2 protein-coding genes are annotated in these 2,646 nt (G+C 36.1%); both read right to left on the minus strand.

The window, feature by feature from the left end; all coding sequences use genetic code 11:
• Nucleotides 1-161: 161 nt before the first annotated feature.
• On the minus strand, nucleotides 162-899 hold the full coding sequence (gene istB, locus EKL98_RS15235) for an IS21-like element helper ATPase IstB (RefSeq protein ID WP_091255760.1): 738 nt from the start codon (nucleotides 897-899) through the stop codon (nucleotides 162-164).
• Nucleotides 900-917: 18 nt separating this feature from the next.
• Nucleotides 918-2,465 (minus strand): IS21 family transposase, encoded by a 1,548-nt coding sequence (istA, locus tag EKL98_RS15240; RefSeq protein ID WP_126563068.1) that lies wholly within the window; start codon nucleotides 2,463-2,465, stop codon nucleotides 918-920.
• Nucleotides 2,466-2,646 lie beyond the last annotated feature (181 nt).

A 2,646-nucleotide genomic window follows, 5' to 3' on the forward strand; every position in this document is an offset into this window, starting at 1 on the left:
GTGCAAATTCCAGTGATATTGACCACCCAATTCCAATTTAAAGTGAGCACCTGATTCCAATTCAAAATGACCACCTAATTCCGGAGCAAACTGACCACCTCCATTTTCAATAAAAACTACTTTTTTTCATCTGTTAATTAGTATTCAAATATAGTTAAATATTAGCCTTTGTTTAACCCTCTTTTTTTTCTCATAGATTCTCCATGTAATTCGAGTCGATGGGATTGATGTATGAGTCTATCCAAAATGGCATCGGCAATAGTTTTTTCGCCAATTATATCATACCAACCTTGCACTGGGATTTGTGAGGTTACAATAATGGAACCATTATTATGCCTGTCTTCAATGATCTCCAAAAGGGTAATTCGGTTGTGACTATCCAATGCTTGGAGTCCAAAATCGTCTAGTATAATAACATCTTGCCTTTCTATTTTAGCCAATTCTCGTAGGTAAGAACCATCTGCTTTGGCCATTTTTAATTTAGCAAACAACTTAGATGTATTAAAATAACTCACTTTAAAACCCTGTATACAGGCTTGATAGCCTAATGCAGTGCCTAAATAACTTTTGCCTACACCAGTACTTCCAGTGATTAAAATATTTTCGTTTTTTTCTACAAATTCACATTCTGCTAAACGCAGAACCATGTTACGATCTAGATTACGGGTTTGGTCAAAATTGATGTTTTCAATATTTGATTTGTAATGGAATCGGGCATTAGTGATACTGCGAGCAATACGCCGATTGTGCCTTTCATCCCATTCGGCATCAATTAGCATCGATACAAACTGATCGAGTGTGTAATGGTCTGTTTTTCCGCTTTCAATAGCTGTTTTAAAAGCATTGAACATGCCATAAAGCTTCATTTGTTTCATTTTTGTTACTGTGGATTCATTCATGATTACTTGGTTTTTAATTTAATTATAATACTGTTTTCCTCTTATGTTACCGTGAACCGGGAGTTCTTGCTCGGGTTCTTGTTCAAAATCAATATGGTCTAAGTTGTTTTCTAATATATTTTGTATGGTCTTAAAATTGTAAATTTTAAAATCAAGTGCCCGCCTGCAAGCATTTATTAATCGCTGCTTCCCCACCTTTTTCTCGAAATTTAGTATTCCTAAACAACTTTTATAGGCTTGTTCAGGATGGTTTCTACTTTCAATAATCTGTAAAATATATTCCCCTACAAAGGCATCAATGCTATTTGCCCAATCAATGAAGCGAGCAGCACTCCACTGGGCTACAAATTGATGCGTACTGGCCAAATGTTCTGGAGTTGTATTATAGATGTAAGGCTTGTAATTTCGCGCGTGAACGGCTATTCGGTTGTATTTGTAATAGATCTCTACGGTTGATTTGGTATATAATAGTTTCGCTTTTTTCTTGATATATTGATAGGGAACGCTGTAGTAATTTTTGTCCTGACTCAATTGAACATGTCCATTTTGCATCACTGTTGCAAAGGATTGGTATTTGATTTCAAAGCGTTCTTGTGGTAGTGGACGTAGTTTTTGTTGCTCGTCTTCTAAAAATAATTCTATACGAGAGTAAGGACGTCCTGTGAGTTTTCGGCTATTATGAGCATCCAATAAATCCCATATCTGCTGGTTTAATTCTTCCAGAGAAAAGAATTTGGTTTCTTTTAGATTTACATAAATCCTTCGGTACAATATCTTAACGGCTCCTTCAACCAATGACTTATCTCTTGGTTTATACGCCCTGGCAGGCAAGATTGTGGTTTGGTAATGTTCGGCTAAATCAGCCAAGGTCTCATTAATTGTGGGTTCAAAACGACTGCTTTTTATTACTGCAGATTTTAGATTGTCGGGGACAATAGCCTCAGGAGTACCTTCGAAAAAGCACATAGCATTTTCTACAGAACTAACAAAATCTTCCTTTTGTTGGCTCATAGAAGCCTCTGCATAGGTGTATTGACTGGCTCCCAATATGGCTACAAAAAACTGTACTTCTTTGATTTCTCCTGTGTCTTTATCAATGATAGAGAGTGTTTTTCCAGCATAATCTACATACATTTTATCACCAGCTTTGTGATTCATATGCATTACCGGATTGACCCGTTTGCCCCATATTTTGTAGTGATGGCTAAATTGTGAACTCTTGTAGCCTTCAGGGTTTAGGGCAATATATTGCTCCCAAAGGTGCTGAATGGTAACGCCCACTTTTTTAAGTTCCCGTTCCATTTTAGGGAAAAAAGCATAAAGAATCTGCATCTTGGGACTTATTGATTCCACGGTAGTATGTGAAAACAAAAGTTCTAGTTCTGCATCTGTTTTTTCATTAAGGACTTCTAAACTTAATCCAAGGACTTCAAATAAAGAAATATACTTCTTTACTGTATTCCTAGAAAGGGATAAGTAGCTACTTATGAATAACTTACTCTTGCCGTTACAATAGAATTTAATTACTTTTCTAATTTTACTCATGTCTATTAATTTGTTTGCCATAATCCGTATTTTTTTAACGAATGTATGGTGCTAACAACATGAAAAAGTAAGTAGTTTTTAATGCTCAATTTTACCCCAAAATTAGGTGGTCAATTTGAACTGGAATAGGGTGGTCAGTTTACTCCGGAACTGGTGGTCAATTTGCACTGGAATTGGGTGGTCAATTTGACCGGTTTTTCCA

The sequence above is a fragment of the Flavobacterium bomense genome (genome assembly GCF_003970355.1).

Bases quoted from the DNA above. Each gene is read 5' to 3' on its own strand.
- istB (WP_091255760.1), bottom strand. From the start codon at position 899: ATGAATGAATCCACAGTAACAAAAATGAAACAAATGAAGCTTTATGGC.
- istA (WP_126563068.1), bottom strand. From the start codon at position 2,465: ATGGCAAACAAATTAATAGACATGAGTAAAATTAGAAAAGTAATTAAA.